The organism is Mycobacterium sp. IDUB_19 (assembly GCF_055419445.1).
This window is the reverse complement of record NZ_JBVAXR010000159.1, coordinates 1-1,103: the sequence shown is the minus strand read 5'-3', so window position 1 is coordinate 1,103 and position 1,103 is coordinate 1. Positions and strand designations below refer to the sequence as shown.

1 protein-coding gene is annotated in these 1,103 nt (G+C 70.0%); it reads right to left on the bottom strand.

Going from position 1 to position 1,103, the window contains the following annotated elements; translation table 11 throughout:
• The coding region (locus tag ACZY0B_RS27615) for a [protein-PII] uridylyltransferase family protein (protein WP_463767400.1) at nucleotides 1-1,103 on the bottom strand (1,103 nt) is incomplete at both ends.

Genomic DNA, 1,103 nt, shown 5'->3' with positions numbered 1-1,103 from the left:
GCCGTCAGCCACGCGAGACGCAGCAGCTCCACCTCGTCCGCGGGGACTAGCCCCGTCTCGGCGATCACGTCGAGCGACTCCAGCGTGGAGGTGTTGTGCAGGGCCGGGATCTCGTGCGCGTGCTGCAGTTGCAGCAACTGCACCGTCCATTCGATGTCGGCCAGTCCCCCGCGCCCCAGTTTGGTGTGGGTGTTGGGGTCGGCGCCGCGCGGCAACCGTTCGGATTCGACGCGCGCTTTCATCCGGCGGATCTCGTGCACCGTCTCGGCGGACACACCGTCGCGTGGATACCGCGTCTTGTCGGCCATCAGCAGGAACCGCTGACCCAAGTCCTCGTCACCGGCGACCGCGTGCGCGCGCAGCAGCGCCTGAATCTCCCACGGATGCGCCCACTGGTCGTAGTAGGCGGTGTAGGACCCCAGGGTGCGGACCAGCGCGCCGCTGCGGCCCTCGGGTCGCAGGTTCGCGTCGACTTCCAGTGGCGGGTCGACGCTTGGCGTGCCCAGCAGCGTGCGAACTTGCTCGGCGATCGGCGTCGACCATTTGACCGCGGCCGAATCGTCGACTCCGCTGGCCGGTTCGCAGACGAACATCACGTCGGCGTCGGACCCGTAGCCCAGTTCGGCGCCGCCCAACCTGCCCATACCGATGACCGCGATGGCCGCGGGCGCTTTGCCGTCCTCGGGCAGATGGGCTCGGGTCAGGGCGTCCAGCGCCGACTGCAGCACGGCGACCCACACCGACGTGAGTGCCTTGCACACGTCCCGTACCTCGAGCATGCCGAGCAGGTCCGCGGAACCGATGCGGGCCAGCTCTCGGCGCCGCAGCGTACGGGCGGCGGCGATGGCGCGCACCGGGTCGGCATGACGGGCCGCCGAGGCAATGAGCGCGCGAGCCACCACGGCGGGTTCGGTCTCGACCAGTTTCGGGCCGGCCGGCCCGTCGCCGTAATCCTGAATCACCCTGGGCGCCCGCATCAGTAGATCCGGCACATACGCGGACGTCCCCAGCACGCTCATCAGGCGTCTGGCCACCGCCGGCTTGTCGCGCAGCGTGGACAGGTACCAGGTTTCCGAGGCCAGCGCCTCGGACAGCCGCCGGTA